Source organism: Acidovorax sp. KKS102, from assembly GCF_000302535.1.
Lineage (GTDB): Bacteria > Pseudomonadota > Gammaproteobacteria > Burkholderiales > Burkholderiaceae_C > Acidovorax.
In genome coordinates this window covers 4,760,143-4,776,165 of sequence record NC_018708.1, presented here as the reverse complement: position 1 = coordinate 4,776,165, position 16,023 = coordinate 4,760,143, and the positions used below count along the sequence as shown (strand labels likewise).

The 16,023-nt window shown below is 65.6% G+C and carries 13 protein-coding genes; 7 read left to right on the top strand and 6 right to left on the bottom strand.

The annotated features are described in order from the left end of the window. Positions 1-29: 29 nt before the first annotated feature. The 3 genes from C380_RS21945 to C380_RS21935 are packed head-to-tail and all read right to left on the bottom strand — an operon-like array spanning position 30 to position 4,938. Positions 30-653, bottom strand: coding sequence for a chemotaxis protein CheB (locus C380_RS21945; RefSeq protein WP_015016033.1), 624 nt, complete (start codon positions 651-653; stop codon positions 30-32). Continuing rightward, on the bottom strand, positions 650-1,486 hold the full coding sequence (locus tag C380_RS21940; RefSeq protein WP_015016032.1) for a protein-glutamate O-methyltransferase CheR: 837 nt from the start codon (positions 1,484-1,486) through the stop codon (positions 650-652). The genes C380_RS21945 and C380_RS21940 overlap by 4 nt, the downstream gene beginning before the upstream one ends. An 8-nt stretch (positions 1,487-1,494) precedes the next feature. Continuing rightward, positions 1,495-4,938 (bottom strand): response regulator, encoded by a 3,444-nt coding sequence (locus tag C380_RS21935; protein WP_043565757.1) that lies wholly within the window; start codon positions 4,936-4,938, stop codon positions 1,495-1,497. 208 nt (positions 4,939-5,146) lie between these two features. Between C380_RS21935 and ubiA the strand changes: the two genes are divergently transcribed. Next, a complete protein-coding gene (gene ubiA, locus C380_RS21930) occupies positions 5,147-6,040 on the top strand; it encodes a 4-hydroxybenzoate octaprenyltransferase (protein ID WP_015016030.1) in 894 nt (297 codons plus the stop codon). A 43-nt stretch (positions 6,041-6,083) separates the two neighbouring features. On the opposite strand, the gene proC is transcribed toward ubiA, so the two are convergent. The 3 genes from proC to C380_RS21915 all read right to left on the bottom strand — a co-directional run bounded on the left by proC (position 6,084) and on the right by C380_RS21915 (position 9,412). Beyond that, positions 6,084-6,929, bottom strand: coding sequence for a pyrroline-5-carboxylate reductase (proC, locus tag C380_RS21925; protein ID WP_015016029.1), 846 nt, complete (start codon positions 6,927-6,929; stop codon positions 6,084-6,086). A 204-nt stretch (positions 6,930-7,133) separates the two neighbouring features. Next, positions 7,134-8,627 carry a glycerol kinase GlpK gene (gene glpK, locus C380_RS21920; protein WP_015016028.1) on the bottom strand — a complete coding sequence of 498 codons (1,494 nt, stop codon included), beginning with the start codon at positions 8,625-8,627 and terminating at the stop codon, positions 7,134-7,136. A gap of 20 nt (positions 8,628-8,647) precedes the next feature. Further along, positions 8,648-9,412, bottom strand: coding sequence for a DeoR/GlpR family DNA-binding transcription regulator (locus C380_RS21915; RefSeq protein ID WP_015016027.1), 765 nt, complete (start codon positions 9,410-9,412; stop codon positions 8,648-8,650). Between the two features lie 235 nt (positions 9,413-9,647). Between C380_RS21915 and C380_RS21910 the strand changes: the two genes are divergently transcribed. From C380_RS21910 to C380_RS21885, 6 genes are all read left to right on the top strand, one after another. Then, a complete protein-coding gene (locus tag C380_RS21910; RefSeq protein ID WP_015016026.1) occupies positions 9,648-10,739 on the top strand; it encodes an ABC transporter ATP-binding protein in 1,092 nt (363 codons plus the stop codon). A 1-nt stretch (position 10,740) separates the two neighbouring features. After that, on the top strand, positions 10,741-11,817 hold the full coding sequence (locus C380_RS21905) for an ABC transporter ATP-binding protein (RefSeq protein ID WP_015016025.1): 1,077 nt from the start codon (positions 10,741-10,743) through the stop codon (positions 11,815-11,817). Continuing rightward, complete coding sequence (locus C380_RS21900) at positions 11,814-12,710, top strand: carbohydrate ABC transporter permease (RefSeq protein ID WP_015016024.1); 897 nt, start codon at positions 11,814-11,816, stop codon at positions 12,708-12,710. Before C380_RS21905 ends, C380_RS21900 begins: the two co-directional genes overlap by 4 nt. Next, positions 12,703-13,515 carry a carbohydrate ABC transporter permease gene (locus C380_RS21895; RefSeq protein ID WP_015016023.1) on the top strand — a complete coding sequence of 271 codons (813 nt, stop codon included), beginning with the start codon at positions 12,703-12,705 and terminating at the stop codon, positions 13,513-13,515. The genes C380_RS21900 and C380_RS21895 overlap by 8 nt, the downstream gene beginning before the upstream one ends. A gap of 149 nt (positions 13,516-13,664) precedes the next feature. Then, positions 13,665-13,973: a DUF2160 domain-containing protein gene (locus C380_RS21890; protein WP_015016022.1), complete on the top strand. Its 309-nt coding sequence runs from the start codon at positions 13,665-13,667 to the stop codon at positions 13,971-13,973. A 135-nt stretch (positions 13,974-14,108) separates the two neighbouring features. Further along, positions 14,109-15,842: an ABC transporter substrate-binding protein gene (locus C380_RS21885; RefSeq protein WP_015016021.1), complete on the top strand. Its 1,734-nt coding sequence runs from the start codon at positions 14,109-14,111 to the stop codon at positions 15,840-15,842. Positions 15,843-16,023 lie beyond the last annotated feature (181 nt).

The following is a 16,023-nucleotide window of genomic DNA, read 5'->3' as shown; positions in this document are numbered from 1 at the left end:
GTTCTCAAAAGGGGACGCATGCGCCCGGATCAAAGCTGCTGGCGCTGGTGCAGGTCTGCCAGCAGCCTTGCAATGCCTTCAGGGGGCAGGATGTGGTCCACCGCCAGGGCCGCGAGGGCCGCCTGCGGCATGGTGGGCATGCTGGCGCTGGCAGGGTCTTGCACGATGGTGAGGCCGCCCGCCGCCTGAATGGCTTGCAGGCCGTGCACGCCGTCTTCGTTGGCGCCTGATAGCAGGATGCCCACCAGCCGGGGGCCGTAGTGGTCTGCCGCCGACTCGAACAGCACGTCGATGGAGGGGCGGGAAAAATGCAGGGGAGGGTCCACCGACAGCCCCACATGCGGGCCCTGGGGTCCGGCATCGACCAGCAGGTGGTAGTCCGGTGGCGCAAAACTCACCGATCCTGGCGTGATGGCGTCCTTGTCCTGCGCTTCGCGCATCGGCAGGGCGCAGCGGGGCTGAAAAATCTCCACCAGCAGGCTGCGCCGGTCCCGGGGCAGGTGCAGCACCACCAGCACCGCCGCCTGCAGTGTGGCGGGCAGCGCGGGCAGCAGCTCCAGCAGGGCGTCGATACCGCCCGCAGAGCCGCCCACCACGATGGCGGCGTAGCCCCCGGGGGGCACTGGCCTGGGTGTGTGGGCGGGGCTGCTCACAGCCCGGCCTTCTTGCGGTAGATGCGGTCCTGCAGCACGAAGTCGTCGAACGCATCGGTGTGCGCCGAAAACCGCAGCGACTCCTTGGAGCCCAGGCCCAGAAACCCCCGGTGGCACAGCGACTCGCGGAACAGCCCCAGGGCGCGGTCCTGCAGGTCGCGCTCGAAGTAGATGAGCACATTGCGGCAGGACACCAGATGGACTTCGGCAAACACGCTGTCGGTGGCCAGGCTGTGGTCGGAGAACACCATGTGCTCGCGCAGCCCCTTGTCGAACACCACGCGGCCATAGGCAGCGGCGTAGTAGTCCGACAACGAGCTGCGTCCGCCGGAGCGCGCATGGTTCTCGGTGAACGCCGCCACCCGCGACACGTCGAACACACCCGACTCGGCGGCGCGCAGCGCATGCGGGTTGATGTCGGTGGCGTAGATCAGGGTGCGGTCCAGCAGGCCTTCTTCCTGCAGCAGGATGGCCAGCGAATACACCTCTTCCCCCGCGCTGCACCCGGCCACCCAGACCTTGAGCGACGGGTAGGTGCGCAGCAGCGGCACCACCTCCTGGCGCAGCGCCTGGAAGTAGCTCGGGTCGCGGAACATGTCGCTCACCTGCACGGTGAGGTATTCGAGCAGCGCAGGGAACACGGCGGGCTCGTGCAGCACGCGGTCCTGCAGCTGCGACAGCGTCTTGCAGTCAAACTGCACCAGCGCCGATGCCAGCCGCCGCTTGAGCGACGCCTGCGCGTAGCCCCGGAAGTCGTAGTGGTAGCGGTGGTAGATGGCATCGATCAGCAGGCGCTGCTCGATGTCTGCGGTGCGGGCCTTGCGGTGGGGCATGGCGGGACCTACTTGGGCATCCACACCCGCACGAGGGACAGCAGCTTCTCCACGTCCAGCGGTTTGGCGATGTAGTCATTGGCCCCGGCGGCCAGGCATTTTTCTTGGTCGTCCTTCATGGCCTTGGCGGTCAGCGCGATGATGGGCAGGCGGCGCCATTCGGGGCGGCTGCGGATCTCGCGCATGGCGGTGTAGCCGTCCATCTCCGGCATCATGATGTCCATCAGCACCAGGTCGATGGCGGGCTGGCCGCCGCTGCCGGCGCGCTCCAGCGCCTGCAGGGCCTCCAGGCCGTTGCGCGCGATCTCCACGCGGATGCCGGTGGGCTCCAGGATGCTCGAGAGCGCAAACACGTTGCGCACATCGTCTTCCACCACCAGCACGTTGCGGCCTTCCAGGGCAGTCTCGCGGTTGCGGGCCACCTGCAGCATCTGGCGGTGCTCGGCCGACAGCTCAGACTCCACCTGGTGCAGGAACAGCGTGACTTCGTCGAGCAGCCGCTCGGGCGAGCGCGCGTCCTTGATGATGATGGACTTGGAGAACCGGCGCAGTTGCTGCTCCTCGTCGCGCGACAGGGCACGGCCCGTGTACACGATGACGGGCGGGAAGGAGACGCCGTCCTGCTCCGTCATCTGCTGCAGCAATTCGTAGCCGCTCAGGTCGGGAAGGTTCAGGTCCATCACCATGCAGTCAAACGTCGAGTTGCGCAGCTGCGCGAGCGCCTCGGCCGCTGTGCCTGCGCCCACAATTTCCACGTCGTCGTTGGCCAGCAGGTGGCGCACGCTCTCGCGCTGGCGCTCGTCGTCTTCCACCACCAGCACGCGCCGCAGGTTCTGGGTGAACTTGGCTTCCAGCCGCTGCAGGGCGTGCACCAGTTCGTCGCGCTTGACGGGCTTGAGGGCATAGCCCACGGCTCCCCGGCCTAAAGCCTCTTGCGAGTAGTCGGCGACCGAGACCACATGCACCGGGATGTGGCGCGTGGCCGGGTTGCGCTTGAGCTGGTCGAGCACACCCAGGCCCGAGAAGTCGGGCAGGTTCACGTCCAGCACGATGGCGCTGGGCAGGCTGTGCATTGCATAGGCCAGGCCGTCGGCCGCGTTGTGGGCCAGGTGGCAGTCAAAGTCCATCTCCCGCGCCAGGTCGCTCAGGATTTGCGCAAAGCGCACGTCGTCTTCAATCACCAGAATGCTGCGTGCGCCCGCACGGCGCGGGGCTGCGGGTGCAACTGGTACGGCCACAGGCGGCAAAGCCGGGGCCGAAGGAGCCGGTGCGACTACAGGTGCCGCCGCGTGGGCTGGAGCAGGCGCTGCCAGCGGGGCTGCGGGTTCCGCTTCAGGCGACGGTGGCACCAGCTTCTGGGGCAGCACCAGGGTGAAGACGCTGCCCTCGTCCGGTGTGCTGTGCACGTGGATCGATCCGCCCAGCAGCTGCGCCAGGTCGCGCGAGATCGACAGGCCTAGGCCCGTGCCGCCGTACTTGCGGTGGGTGCTGCCATCAGCCTGGCGGAAGGCCTCGAAGATCAGTTCCTGCTGGTGCGCTGGGATGCCGATGCCCGTGTCCTTGACGGCAAACGACAGGGTGGCGTCCGGGTTGCGCGACACATGCAGTGCCACCGAGCCCTTTTCGGTGAACTTGAGCGCGTTGGACAGCAGGTTCTTCAGCACCTGCCCCAGGCGCTGCGGGTCGGTGTCCAGCGTGGCCGGTACGTCGGGTGCAACAGTGGCAGTGAGCGTCAGGCCCTTCTCTTGTGCCAGCGGGCGCAGCGGGTCGATCAGCGTTTGCAGCGCCTTGGACAGCGTCACCGTTTCCACCGACACCGTGGCCTGGCCAGCCTCGATCTTGGCCAAATCCAGAATGTCGTTGATGAGGGCCAGCAGGTCGTTGCCCGCCGCGTAGATGGTCTGCGCGTACTTCACCTGCTCGGCGCTCAGGTTGCCCGGCTTGTTGTCAGACAGCAGCTTGGCCAGGATCAGGGTGGAGTTGAGCGGCGTGCGCAGCTCGTGGCTCATGTTGGCCAGGAACTCGCTCTTGTACTGGCTGGCCAGCTCCAGCTCGCGGGCCTTGTCCGTCATGGCGCTTTGGGCGCGCAGCAGTTGCTCGCGCTGGTATTCCAGTTGCTGGGTCTGCGCCTCCAGGTGGGCGTTGGTCTGCTCCAGCTCGGTCTGCTGCACCTCCATCTGGGCCTGCGACTCTTGCAGGATGCGGCTTTGCTGCTCCAGCTCCTCGTTGCTCACACGCAGCTCTTCTTGCTGGGTCTGCAGCTCTTCGGACTGGCGCTGGGTTTCTTCCAGCAAGGCTTCCAGGCGGTTGCGGTCAATCCCAGCGCGGATCGCCACCGCCAGAATGCCCGAGGCGCGTTCCATCAGGGTGCGTTCGGGCTCTGTCAGCGGGCGATGAAAGCCCAGTTCGATCACGGCAAACACTTCGCCGTTCTCGATGGCGGGGGCCAGCAGCAGCTCGGTCGGTGCGGACTGGCCGGTGCTAGACGACACCATCAGGTGCCCGGCGGGCACATCGCGCACATGCAGCATCTGGCGCGAGCGCGCGACCTGGCCCACCAGGCCTTCGCCGGGCAGCAGGCGCTGCTCCAGCCGTTCGCGGGGCAGGGCGTAGCCACCAAACAGGGTGAGCGCGCCGTTGCAGTCGGCCACATAGCCGGCCCCCACGGCCGCGCGCAGGTATTGCGCCAGGTATTCGAGCGTGAGCTGGCCCAGGTCCTCCAGCCGGTGGTCGCCCTGGATGCGCTGGCTCAGCCCGTTGAGGCCGGCCGCCACCCAGGACTGCTGCGCCTTGAGACGGTATTCCCGCGCGTTGGCGGCGGCCGACAGGCAGATGAGCACCAGCAGCACGAACGAGCCGCCCCAGGAGTAGTAGGTGGACATGGCCGCAGCCTCCACCCATTGCTTGCGGTCATTCTCCAGCTGTTGGTTCAGCAGCGTGGACAGGTCCGACGCCAGGTCGCGGATGCGGTCCATCAGTACCCGGCCGGTATCACTGCGGGTCACGGCCACGGCGGCTTCCTGGCCCTTGGAGCGGCGCAGTTCAATGGTCTCGCCCAGCTCGCGCAGCTTTTCGTGGCGCAGGTCGTCAATCTGCAGTACCAGGCGGCGCTGCACGGCGTTATCGTCCGTCAGCTCCTTCAGGCGCGCCATGTTGCGCTGCATGGAGCTCAGCGACAGGTTGTAGGGCTGCAGGTAGGTGTCGTCCCCCGTCAGCAGGTAGCCGCGCTGCCCGGTCTCGGCGTCCTTCAGCGACGACACAAACAGGTTGAGGTGGCGCATGGTCACCGTGGTCTCGTCCATGGCTTCCACAGCGTGCGAGCGCACCTGGGCGGTGCGGAAGTTCACCAGCGCGATCAGCACCGTGGCGAGGGCGGCAATCACAAATCCCACCAGCATTCCGCGGGGAACAGCAAAACGCGTGGCGGCCTGGGAGGTCGATGTATGGGGCATGCGTGGGTGCCCCAAAAAGGGCGGGTGCGTTGGGGGAGGATCGGAGACTGTAACGGGTTTTACGCGCCAGTAGGGCGCGGTTACTCGGCCTGCGCGGGCCGCACCTGCAGTTGGCGGCGCTGCTGCTACATTCGGTGCGCCCGTGGGTTGCCACCCGCCGCAGCGCCTTGCTGCCGGGCCTGCTCTTTCTGCATTCGATCGTCCCGCCATGTCGCCGCAATCTGTCCCTGCCCGCAGCCGTTTTTCGCTCTATCTCGACCTGATCCGCTGGGACCGCCCTGCGGGCTGGCTGGTGTGCCTGTGGCCCACGCTGAGTGCGCTGTGGATTGCGGCCGACGGGTTTCCGGGCTGGCATTTGCTGGCGGTGTTTGTGTTGGGCACCATCCTCATGCGCAGCGCGGGCTGCTGTGTGAACGACGTGGCCGACCGCGACTTTGACAAGCACGTCAAGCGCACGGCGCAGCGCCCGGTGACCACCGGTGCAGTGTCGGTGAAGGAGGCGCTGGGCCTGGGCGCGGTGCTGGCGCTGGTGTCTTTTGGCCTGGTGCTCACCACCAACATGGCGGCCGTCCTGTGGTCTGTGCCCGCCGTGCTGGTGGCCATTGCCTACCCGTTTACCAAGCGCATCATTGCCATGCCGCAGGCGGTGCTGGGCATAGCGTTCAACTTCGGCATCGTGATAGCGTTTGCCGCGGTGCAGGGCAGCGTGCCTGCGGTGGCGTGGTGGATGTGGCTGGGCAACCTGTTCTGGGTGCTGGCCTACGACACCGAATACGCCATGGTGGACCGTGACGACGATCTCAAGATCGGCATCAAGACCTCGGCCATCACCCTGGGGCGGCTGGATGTGGCCGCCATCGTGGTGTTCTATCTGCTTTTTTTGGGAATTTGGGCGGTAGCGCTACAACCATATGCCCTGGGTGCTATTTTTTATGTAGCGCTTGCGGTGGCGTTGGCCCAGGCCGTGTGGCACTTCACGCTCATCCGCACCCGCACCCGCGAGGGCTGCTTCAAGGCGTTCCGCATCAACCACTGGCTGGGCGCCACGGTGTTTGCGGGCATTGCGGGCAGTTATCTGGTGCGCGCAATGTTCACCAATTGATAGCGGTCAGCGCTTGATCGACTAGCGCTACCGCCCTAAAACATCAAGATCCGAACTCGTTGCCCAATTCGTTGGCACGTTTTTCGGCCGCGCGCATGGCGGCCTCGAATGCCTGGGACACACCGCTGGCTTCCATCGACTGCAGGGCGGCATAGGTGGTGCCCCCCTTGGAGGTGACGCGTTCGCGCAGCACAGCGGGGGATTCGTCGGAACGGCGGGCCAGCTCGGACGCGCCCACAAAGGTGCCCACGGCCAGCTTGTGCGCCTGCGCGTCGGACAGGCCCATGCCCACTCCCGCACGCGTCATGGCTTCGAGGAAATAGAACACATAGGCCGGGCCCGAGCCCGACAGGGCGGTGACGGCGTCGAGCTGGGTCTCGCTCTCCACCCACAGGAACTCGCCGGTGGAGTCCATGATGGCTTCCACGCTCTGACGCTCGGCCGCGGTCACGGCGGGGCGCGCGTAGATCGCGCTCATGCCCTTGCCCACCAGCGCAGGCGTGTTGGGCATGGTGCGCACGATGCGCTCGGTGGAGAGCCACTGGGCGATGCTGTCAGAGCGAATGCCCGCCGCCACGCTCAGGTGCAGGGCCTGCTGCGTGTGGGCCTTGGCCTGTGCCGCAGCGTCCTTGAAGGTCTGGGGCTTGACCGCCCAGACCACGATGCTGGCGCGCTGCAGTGCGGGGCCAGCCTCGGGTTGCGCGATGAGGCCGAAGTTCTTGAGCAGCGCCTCGCGCGTGGGGGCGTAGGGCTCGACCACCTCGATCTGGCTGGCCGGGTGGCCCTGGCGGATCAGCCCGCCAATGATGGCGCTGGCCATGTTGCCGCCGCCGATGAAGGCGATGGTGGGGAGGGAGGAGTTTGCTGTGGCTGGAGCGGGGGAGGTCATTTTGCGGGCAGGCTGGAAAGGGAGAGCCGATGGTAGCGCCGCTAGACCTACGAGTTGCTCGAAGACCTGTGCAACTGGCGAGGCCAAAGCCAGTGCTCCCGCGCAAGGGCCGCCAGCAATCCCAAGTAGGGGCGCTGGGAGCGTCCCCCTCCGCGAGCAAAGCGAAGCAGAGAAGGGGGAAGGCGCGCAGCGCCTCAGGGGGAGCTACTCAGCTACTGTTTGGCGAACAGCGTGTTCCCAGTTCGCCATCAGCTCCTGCGCGCGCGCACTGCTGAGCGTGGGCACAAAGCGGCGGTCGGCGCGCCACAGTTGCGAGAGTTCATCCGTGCTGCGGTACACGCCGCTCGACAGCCCCGCCAGGTAGGCCGCGCCCAGGGCCGTGGTCTCGATGACCGCAGGCCGCACCACCGGGATGCCGAGCAGGTCGGCCTGGAACTGCATCAGCAGGTCGTTGATGCACGCGCCGCCGTCCACGCGCAATTCGCTCACCGGGGCGCCGCCGGCGGCCACGGCGTCGCGGCTCATGGCCAGCAGCAGGGCGGCGCTTTGGTAGGCGATGCTTTCGAGCGCAGCGCGCGCAATGTGCCCCAGTGTGGTGCCGCGCGTCAGGCCCGTGATGGTGCCGCGTGCGTCGGGCTTCCAGTAGGGGGCGCCCAGGCCGGTGAAGGCGGGCACCATCATCACGCCGCCCGAGTCGGGCACGCTTTGGGCCAGCGACTCGACCTCGCCGCTGGTGGAGATGGCGCGCAGGCCGTCGCGCAGCCACTGCACCACGGCGCCGCCCACAAACACGCTGCCTTCCATGGCGAATTCAGGCTGGGCGGTGGCCTGGGCCGCGCTGGTGGTGAGCAGGCCGTTCTGCGAGGTCTGGAACGTGCTGCCCGTGTGCATGAGCATGAAGCAGCCGGTGCCGTAGGTGTTCTTGGCCATGCCCGCCGTGAAGCAGGCCTGGCCGAACAACGCGCTTTGCTGGTCGCCCGCCACGCCGCCGATGCGGATGGCGTGGCCCAACAGGTCGACAGCGGTATCGCCAAAGTGGGCACTCGATGGCAGCACCTCGGGCATCAGTGCCTTGGGGATGCGCAGCAGCGCCAGCAGTTCGTCGTCCCACTGGTTGGTGTGCACATTGAACAGCATGGTGCGCGAGGCGTTGCTCACGTCCGTCACATGCACCTTGCCGTGGGTGAGCTTCCACATCAGCCAGCTGTCCACCGTGCCAAAGGCCAGTTCGCCGCGCTCGGCCGCGTCGCGCGCGCCGGGCACGTGGTCCAGCATCCACTGCAGCTTGGTGCCCGAGAAATACGCATCCACCAGCAGGCCGGTCTTGGCCTGGATGGTGGCGGCGTGGCCTTGGCTTCGCAGCTGGGCGCACGCGGGCTCGGCGCGCCGGTCCTGCCACACGATGGCGTGGTGCACGGGCTGGCCGGTTTTGCGGTTCCAGAGCACCGTGGTTTCGCGCTGGTTGGTGATGCCGACGGCGCGTATGTCGCGGGCCGCAATGCCCGCCTTGGCCAGCGCGTCGCGCGCGGTGGCGAGCTGGGTGCGCCAGATCTCCAGCGGGTCGTGCTCCACCCAGCCGGGCTGGGGGTAAATCTGCGGCAGCTCCAGCTGCGCCTGCGCCACGATGTGGCCGCCTTCGTCAAAAACGATGCTGCGGGAGCTGGAGGTGCCTTGGTCGAGGGCGAGCAAGTAGGTCATGGGGCAAAGGATAGGGGAAGCTACGCGGCCACCGTGCAGATGACTTCAGCATCTTGCAGCAGGGCCGGGAAGGGTTGTGGCGGCGGTGCGTCGGTGAACAGTCGGTCGATCTGCGCCAGCGTGGCCAGTTGCACCATGGCCGGGCGGTTGAACTTGCTGAAGTCGGCCGCCAGCCAGACTTCGCGCGCGTGTTCGATGATGGTTTGCGCCACCTTCACTTCGCGGTAGTCGAAGTCGCGCAGCGACCCGTCCGGCTCGATGCCCGAAATGCCGATGAGCGCAATGTCCACCTTGAACTGGCGGATGAAATCCACCGCCGCTTCGCCCACGATGCCCCGGTCGCGCGCGCGCACCACGCCGCCCGCCACGATGACCTCGCACTCGGGGTTGCCGCTCAGGATGGCGGCCACATTCAGGTTGTTGGTGATCACGCGCAGGCCCCGGTGGTGCAGCAGCGCCTTGGCAATGGCCTCGGTGGTGGTGCCGATGTTCAGGATCAGCGAGCAGTCGTTGGGCACCTGTTCGGCCACGGCGCGCGCAATGCGTGCCTTGCCTTCGGCATGCAGGTTTTCGCGCTGGGTGTGTGCCAGGTTCTCCACCGTAGAGCTGGGCACGCGCACGCCGCCATGAAAGCGCGTGAGCAGTCCCGACTCCGCCAGGCGCTGCACGTCGCGGCGCACCGTCTGCAGCGTGACCCCCAGGGTGTCGGCAAGTTGTTCCACCGTGGCGGACTTGCGCGCGCGCACTTCTTCGAGGAGTTGGAGTTGGCGGGGATTGGTGTTCACGGTGGGGTGTGGTGCGCAGTGGTTTGTCACCGAATCGTAACGAATCTGAAACATCCGCTTGGGCGCCCGGTGGCACGCTAAAGACTGTAAATCGAACAAAAACGAATTGATTAAGGGTAAACCTTGATTCGATTCGAATAAAAAGGAACAAAAATGAAAAAGATCGAAATTTGAGGGCTGCCGTGCGTGTGTGCAGCCCTTTCACACAGGCCGCAGGGCCGGAAGAGGATGCTTCATGCAGCTGGCGTTGGACAGCATCAGCAAAAAAGTCGGGGCGCAGACCTGGCTGTACGACATGAACCTGTCGCTGCAGCCCAATGCCGTGACGGTGTTGCTGGGGGCGACCCAGGCGGGCAAGACCAGCCTGATGCGCATCATGGCGGGGCTGGATGTGCCCACCCACGGGCGCGTGTTGGTGGATGGCAAGGACGTGACGGGCACCCCTGTGCGCGATCGCAATGTGGCCATGGTGTATCAGCAGTTCATCAACTACCCCTCGATGAAGGTGGCGGCCAACATCGCATCGCCCCTGAAGCTGCGCGGCGAAAAGAACATCGACGCCCGCGTGCGTGAAATCGCCAGCCGCCTGCACATCGACATGTTTCTGGACCGCTACCCGGCCGAGCTGTCGGGCGGGCAGCAGCAGCGCGTGGCCTTGGCCCGCGCCCTGGCCAAGGGCGCGCCGCTGATGCTGCTGGACGAACCCTTGGTGAACCTGGACTACAAGCTGCGCGAAGAGCTGCGCGAGGAGCTGACCCAGCTGTTTGCCGCCGGCCAGTCCACCGTGGTCTACGCCACCACCGAGCCGGGCGAGGCCCTGCTGCTGGGCGGCTACACGGCGGTGCTGGACGAAGGCCAGCTGCTGCAGTACGGCCCCACGGCCGAGGTGTTCCATGCGCCCAATTCGCTGCGCGTGGCGCGCGCTTTCAGCGACCCGCCGATGAACCTGATTGCCGCCTCGGCAACCCCTGCCGGGGTGCGCTTGCAGGGCGGCCTGGAGCTGAGCGTGCCGCTGCCACAAGGCGTGGCGGCAGCCGCCGGCCTCACCGTGGGCGTGCGCGCCAGTGCGCTGCGGGTTGCGGCCCGCCCGGGCGACGTCAGCGTGGCCGGGGTGGTGGAGCTGGCCGAGATTTCGGGCTCCGACACCTTTGTGCACGCGGCCACGCCCTGGGGCGACCTGGTGGCGCAGCTGACCGGCGTGCATTACTTTGAACTGGGCACGCCCATCACGCTGCACCTGGATCCCGCCCAGGCCTACGTGTTTGGTGCCGACGGCCGACTGGCCTGGGCGCCCGCCCGGCCTGCTACCGCACAAGGAGGGCGCTGACATGGCCCGCATCAGCCTGGACCTGGCGCATTCGTACAAGCCCAACCCGCAGCAGGACAGCGACTACGCGCTGCTGCCGCTCAAGATGGAGTTCGAGGACGGCGGTGCCTACGCGCTGCTCGGCCCCTCGGGCTGTGGCAAGACCACCATGCTCAACATCATGTCGGGGCTGCTCGTGCCCTCGCATGGCAAGGTGCTGTTCGACGGCCGCGACGTGACGCGCGCCAGCCCGCAGGAGCGCAACATCGCCCAGGTGTTTCAGTTCCCCGTGATCTACGACACCATGACGGTGGCCGAGAACCTGGCCTTCCCTCTGCGCAACCGCAAGGTGCCCGAGGACCAGATCAAGCAGCGTGTGGGCGTGATCGCCGAGATGCTGGAGATGAGCGGCCAGCTCAACCAGCGCGCAGCAGGCCTGGCGGCCGATGCCAAGCAGAAGATTTCGCTGGGCCGTGGCCTGGTGCGCGCGGATGTGGCTGCCGTGCTGTTCGACGAGCCGCTCACGGTGATTGACCCACACCTCAAGTGGCAGCTGCGGCGCAAGCTCAAGCAGATCCACCACGAACTCAAGCTCACGCTGATCTATGTGACCCACGACCAGGTGGAGGCGCTGACCTTTGCCGACCAGGTGGTGGTGATGACGCGCGGCAAGGCCGTGCAGGTGGGGTCGGCGGACGCCTTGTTCGAGCGGCCTGCGCACACCTTCGTGGGGCACTTCATTGGTTCGCCGGGCATGAACTTCCTGCCGGCGCACAGCGAGGGTGACAGCCTCACCGTGGCCGGGAATCGCCTGGCCAGTCCCGTGGGCCGCACGCTACCCGCTGGCGCCCTGCAGGTCGGCATCCGGCCCGAATACCTGGCGCTGGCCCAGCCGCAACAGGCCGGTGCACTGCCCGGCACGGTGGTGCAGGTGCAGGACATCGGCACCTACCAGATGCTGACCGCCAAGGTGGGCGAGCACACCGTCAAGGCGCGTTTCACGCCCGAGACGCGCCTGCCATCGGCCGGTGACACGGCCTGGCTGCAGGTGCTGGGTGAGCACACCTGCTTTTACAAAAATGAGGAGTTGCTGGCATGAGCGCAACCACCAAACCCGTCAACCAGAAAGCCTGGTTCCTGATCCTGCCCGTGATTCTGTGTGTGGCCTTCTCGGCCATCCTGCCGCTGATGACGGTGGTGAACTACTCGGTGCAGGACATCATCAGCCCCGAGCGCCGCGTGTTTGTGGGCACCGAGTGGTTCGTGCAGGTGATGCGCGACGAGGAGCTGCACGCCGCGCTGCTGCGCCAGCTCACCTTCTCGCTGGCCGTGCTGGCGGTGGAGATTCCGCTGGGCATCCTGCTGGCGCTGTCCATGCCCGCGCAGGGCTGGAAGTCGTCCGCCGTGCTGGTGGTGGTGGCGCTGTCGCTGCTGATTCCCTGGAACGTGGTGGGCACCATCTGGCAGATCTATGGCCGTGCCGACATCGGCCTCATGGGCCGGCTGCTGCAGGAGATGGGCATCGAATACAGCTACACCGGCAACGCCACGCAGGCCTGGCTCACGGTGCTGCTGATGGACGTGTGGCACTGGACGCCGCTGGTCGCGCTGCTGGCGTTTGCCGGTCTGCGCTCCATCCCCGACGCGTACTACCAGGCGGCCCGCATTGACGGCGCGAGCAAGTTCGCAGTGTTCCGCTACATCCAGCTGCCCAAGATGCGTGGTGTGCTGATGATTGCGGTGCTGCTGCGCTTCATGGACAGCTTCATGATCTACACCGAGCCGTTCGTGCTCACCGGAGGCGGGCCGGGCAATGCCACCACCTTCCTGAGTCAGTACCTCACGACCAAGGCCGTGGGGCAGTTCGACCTGGGCCCTGCCGCAGCGTTCTCGCTGATCTATTTCTTCATCATCCTGCTGCTGTGCTTCATCCTCTACAACTGGATGCAGCGCGTGGGCACCGCCAGCAACGAAGGAGCCGGCCATGAATGAAAAGCGCTTCCAGAAGCGGTCGATCTTTCTGGTGGTCTACCTGCTGTTCGCACTGTTGCCCATCTACTGGATGGTCAACATGAGCTTCAAGACGAACGAGGAGATCCTGTCGACCTTCACGTTCTTCCCCCAGCACTTCACCTGGGCCAACTACAAGACCATCTTCACGGACGAGTCCTGGTATTCGGGCTACATCAACAGCCTGATCTATGTGGGCATCAACACGGTGATCTCGCTCACGGTGGCGCTGCCTGCGGCCTATGCGTTCAGCCGCTACCAGTTTCTGGGTGACAAGCATGTGTTCTTCTGGCTGCTGACCAACCGCATGACGCCACCGGCCGTGTTTTTGCTGCCGTTCTTTCAGCTGTACACGACCGTGGGGCTGATGGACACGCACATCGCGGTGGCGCTGGCGCACCTGCTCTTCAACGTGCCGCTGGCGGTGTGGATTCTCGAAGGCTTCATGAGCGGCATCCCGCGCGAGATCGACGAGACGGCGTACATCGACGGCTACAGCTTTCCGCGCTTTTTCGTGACCATCTTCCTGCCGCTGATCAAGGCAGGGGTGGGGGTGGCGGCGTTCTTCTGCTTCATGTTCAGCTGGGTGGAGCTGCTGCTGGCCCGCACGCTGACCAGCGTGAACGCCAAGCCCATCGTGGCCACGATGACACGCACGGTGAGCGCGAGCGGCATGGACTGGGCGACGCTGGCCGCCGCCGGGGTGCTGACCATCGTGCCCGGCGCCATCGTGATCTGGTTTGTGCGGCACTACATCGCAAAAGGCTTTGCGATGGGCCGGGTTTGATATGAGGGGAAGCCGACCTATGAACCACAACAACCCGCAGCAGAGCGCGCTCTGCTTCCCAAGCCAGCGGCAGCCACGGAGCGGGCTTTGCCCGGCCGCGGGCTGCGTCCCCCTGGGGGGAAGCGCCGCAGGCGCTCAGGGGGGTACCCATGTTTGACTGGATGGCCTGGACGTTGCCGGTGGCGGTGTTCTTCACGTGCATCGTGCTGATGCTGATCGGCATGACGGTGTGGGAGATCAAGTCGCCCACGACGATGCGCAAGGGCTTCTTGCCGCTGGAAACCACGCGCGGTGACCGGCTCTTTATCGGCCTGCTGTCAGCGGCCTACGTGAACCTGATTTTTGTGGGCATCAGCGGCAAGCTGGTCCAGTGGTTCAGCCTGTCGGCCGAGCCGTCGGTGTGGATCAGCTTTGTGGCGTCGATGGCGCTCTTGGTGCTGATCCTGCGCAAGGGTTGAAGCAAAAACAGCCGGTAGCGCTAGAGGAATATGCGCTGCTAGCTATTGATTTTGTAGTGTCGAAGGCCTGGCCTGGTTCCCCCCCGGGTTGGTGCCGGTCTACCAATGGGGGTCTCAATCTGAGAGGAGACAGCAATGAAGATGCAGTTCAAGGCGATCGCTTTCGCCGCCGCGGCTCTGGCGATGGGGCAGGCTGCCTGGGCCGGCGAGGCCGAGGCCAAGAAGTGGATCGACAGCGAATTCCAGCCATCCACGCTGAGCAAAGACCAGCAGATGGCCGAGATGAAGTGGTTCATCGACGCAGCCAAAAAACTCCAGGCCAAGGGCGTGAAGGAAATTTCGGTCGTTTCCGAAACCATCACCACGCACGAGTACGAGTCCAAGACGCTCGCCAAGGCGTTTGAAGAAATCACCGGCATCAAGGTCAAGCACGACCTGATCCAGGAAGGTGACGTGGTCGAGAAGCTGCAGACCTCCATGCAGTCGGGCAAGTCCATTTATGACGGCTGGATCTCGGACTCGGACCTGATCGGCACGCACTACCGCTACGGCAAGATCATGAACCTGACCGACTACATGGGCGGCGCAGGCAAGGAGTGGACCAACCCCGGCATCGACATCAAGGACTACATCGGCACCAAGTTCACCACGGCGCCCGATGGCAAGCTGTACCAGTTGCCCGACCAGCAGTTCGCCAACCTGTACTGGTTTCGCGCCGACCTGTTCGACCGCAAGGACCTGAAGGACAAGTTCAAGGCCAAGTACGGCTACGACCTGGGCGTGCCGCTGAACTGGTCGGCCTATGAAGACATCGCCGAGTTCTTCACCAACGATGTGAAGAACATCGACGGCAAGCCGATCTATGGTCACATGGACTACGGCAAGAAGGACCCGTCGCTGGGCTGGCGCTTCACCGATGCCTGGCTGTCCATGGCAGGTTCTGCCGACATTGGCACGCCCAACGGCCTGCCGATCGACGAGTGGGGTATCCGCGTGGCCGACGACAAGTGCACCCCCGTGGGCGCCAGCGTGGCCCGTGGCGGTGCGACCAACTCGCCTGCCGCCGTCTACGCCCTCACCAAGTACGTGGACTGGATGAAGAAGTACGCGCCCAAGGAAGCCACAGGCATGACCTTCGGCGAAGCCGGCCCTGTGCCCGCCCAGGGCCAGATCGCCCAGCAGATCTTCTGGTACACCGCCTTCACGGCCGACATGACCAAGCCCGGCCTGCCCGTGGTGAACGCTGACGGCACGCCCAAGTGGCGCATGGCCCCCGGCCCCAACGGCCCGTACTGGAAGCAGGGCATGCAGAACGGCTACCAGGACGTGGGCAGCTGGACCTTCTTCAAGGACCACGACGCCAACAAGACGGCCGCTGCCTGGCTCTACGCCCAGTTCGTGACCGCCAAGACCACGTCGCTGAAGAAGACCATGGTGGGCCTGACCCCGATCCGCGAGTCGGACATCCAGTCCAAGGCCATGACCGACATGGCACCCAAGCTGGGTGGCCTGGTGGAGTTCTACCGCAGCCCTGCCCGCGTGGCATGGTCGCCCACCGGCACCAACGTGCCTGACTACCCCAAGCTGGCCCAGCTGTGGTGGAAGAACGTGGCCCAGGCGGTGACGGGTGAAAAGACGCCCCAGGGCGCCATGGACACCCTGGCTGACGAAATGGACCAAGTGATGGCCCGCCTGGAGCGTGCCGGCATGGCCCACTGCGCGCCCAAGCTGAACCCCAAGAGCGATCCTTCCAAGTGGCTGAGCGACAAGCAGGCACCTTGGGCCAAGCTCGCCAATGAGAAGCCCAAGGGCCAGACGATTGCCTACAACACGCTGCTGCAGGCGTGGAAGGACGGCAAGACGCGCTGATCCACAGATCAAGGGGTTCTTGTAACCACCATTGATCGGCAGCCAGGGCTCACAAGGTCTCTGGCTGCCTTTTTTGCTCCATACCGCCCCGGCCTGCATAGGGCTTGGGGCGGGTTCTCACCCCGGGAGTGTCAGGAATTCAAGGGTAAACCCTTGGTTTTTACTCCGCCCATGGACAATC

What these genes read in the sequence shown, in the direction of transcription:
- proC (WP_015016029.1), bottom strand. Translation starts at nt 6,929, where the DNA reads ATGACCTCCCCCGCTCCAGCCACAGCAAACTCCTCCCTCCCCACCATC.
- glpK (WP_015016028.1), bottom strand. Translation starts at nt 8,627, where the DNA reads ATGACCTACTTGCTCGCCCTCGACCAAGGCACCTCCAGCTCCCGCAGC.
- ubiA (WP_015016030.1), top strand. Translation starts at nt 5,147, where the DNA reads ATGTCGCCGCAATCTGTCCCTGCCCGCAGCCGTTTTTCGCTCTATCTC.
- C380_RS21910 (WP_015016026.1), top strand. Translation starts at nt 9,648, where the DNA reads ATGCAGCTGGCGTTGGACAGCATCAGCAAAAAAGTCGGGGCGCAGACC.
- C380_RS21895 (WP_015016023.1), top strand. Translation starts at nt 12,703, where the DNA reads ATGAATGAAAAGCGCTTCCAGAAGCGGTCGATCTTTCTGGTGGTCTAC.
- C380_RS21885 (WP_015016021.1), top strand. Translation starts at nt 14,109, where the DNA reads ATGAAGATGCAGTTCAAGGCGATCGCTTTCGCCGCCGCGGCTCTGGCG.
- C380_RS21905 (WP_015016025.1), top strand. Translation starts at nt 10,741, where the DNA reads ATGGCCCGCATCAGCCTGGACCTGGCGCATTCGTACAAGCCCAACCCG.
- C380_RS21940 (WP_015016032.1), bottom strand. Translation starts at nt 1,486, where the DNA reads ATGCCCCACCGCAAGGCCCGCACCGCAGACATCGAGCAGCGCCTGCTG.
- C380_RS21935 (WP_043565757.1), bottom strand. Translation starts at nt 4,938, where the DNA reads ATGCCCCATACATCGACCTCCCAGGCCGCCACGCGTTTTGCTGTTCCC.
- C380_RS21890 (WP_015016022.1), top strand. Translation starts at nt 13,665, where the DNA reads ATGTTTGACTGGATGGCCTGGACGTTGCCGGTGGCGGTGTTCTTCACG.
- C380_RS21900 (WP_015016024.1), top strand. Translation starts at nt 11,814, where the DNA reads ATGAGCGCAACCACCAAACCCGTCAACCAGAAAGCCTGGTTCCTGATC.